The following is a 1,175-nucleotide window of genomic DNA, read 5'->3' as shown; positions in this document are numbered from 1 at the left end:
GAATATCTCCGACTGGTCGTTATACGAAAAGATCTCGCCGTAACGCCCCCAGTTGATCACCGCATCGAGCGTCTCCTCCGCGGCGCTATCCGAGAGGAAATCCTCCAGCTCCTGCTCGAAGCGCACGCGCGGCGCGCGATGGCCCGGCCGCTCGTTGAGCACCTTCTTGATCCGCGCGGCCAGCGGCACGTGCCGCAGCAGATGCTCGGCGAACATCATCTTGCGCTCCTGCGTGCCGAACTCCGCGAACACGCGCGCCGGCGGCGTCAGGAAAATGTCGCCTTCGCGCACATCGGCAAAGCCCAGGTTCTGCAGCACTTCGGCGATCGGGAACAGGTCGTCCACCTCCAGGTGCAGCGAGCGCGCGATTTCCGGCATGTCCGCGCGGCCGTGGTACGGCGCCGCCGCCAGCGTCTCGATCAGACCCGCCATCAGGTTGGTCGACACATGCGGCAGCCAGCTGTGCAGCTCGAGCCCCTTTCGCGTCGTCTCGCCGGTCTGGCGCGCGGTCATCTTCGCGTAGATGTCGTCGACCAGCCGCCGGAACGCCGGGTCCAGACGATTGCGCGGATGCCTGAATGGCACCTTGATCTCGGCAATCACCCGCCCCGGGTTCGACGACAGCACCAGAATGCGGTCGCACATGAACACCGCTTCCTCGATGTTGTGCGTGACGATCAGCACCGACTTGATCGGCATGCGCCCCTGCGTCCACAGGTCCAGCAGGTCGGTACGCAGCGTCTCGGCGGTCAGCACGTCGAGCGCGGAGAACGGTTCGTCCATCAGCAGCAGCGTCGGGTCGACCACCAGCGCGCGCGCAAAGCCCACCCGCTGGCGCATGCCGCCCGACAGCTCGCGCGGATACGCATTCTCGAAGCCGTCCAGACCGATCAGGTCGATCGCCGCCAGCGCACGCTCGCGCCGCTCGCGCGCCGGCACGCCCTGCGCCTCGAGCCCCGCCTCGACGTTCTGCAGCACGGTCAGCCACGGAAACAGCGCGAACGTCTGGAACACCATCGCCACGCCTTCGGCCGGCCCGTCGAGCGGCTTGCCCAGATACGTGACTTCGCCGTCGGTCGGCTCGATCAGCCCGGCGATGATACGCAGCAGCGTCGACTTGCCCGAGCCCGAGCGGCCCAGTAGCCCGACGATCTCGCCTTCACGCAGCGACAGGT

At 67.1% G+C, this 1,175-nt stretch carries 1 protein-coding gene; it reads right to left on the bottom strand.

Going from position 1 to position 1,175, the window contains the following annotated elements:
• Positions 1–1,175: ABC transporter ATP-binding protein (locus tag HV796_RS42585; protein WP_175233598.1), on the bottom strand; the 1,175-nt coding region annotated here is incomplete at both ends.

Origin of the sequence: Paraburkholderia humisilvae (genome assembly GCF_902859855.1) — a bacterium.
Classification (GTDB): domain Bacteria; phylum Pseudomonadota; class Gammaproteobacteria; order Burkholderiales; family Burkholderiaceae; genus Paraburkholderia; species Paraburkholderia humisilvae.
The sequence above is the reverse complement of the archived record's forward strand: the minus strand, read 5'-3'. Positions and strand labels throughout refer to the sequence as shown.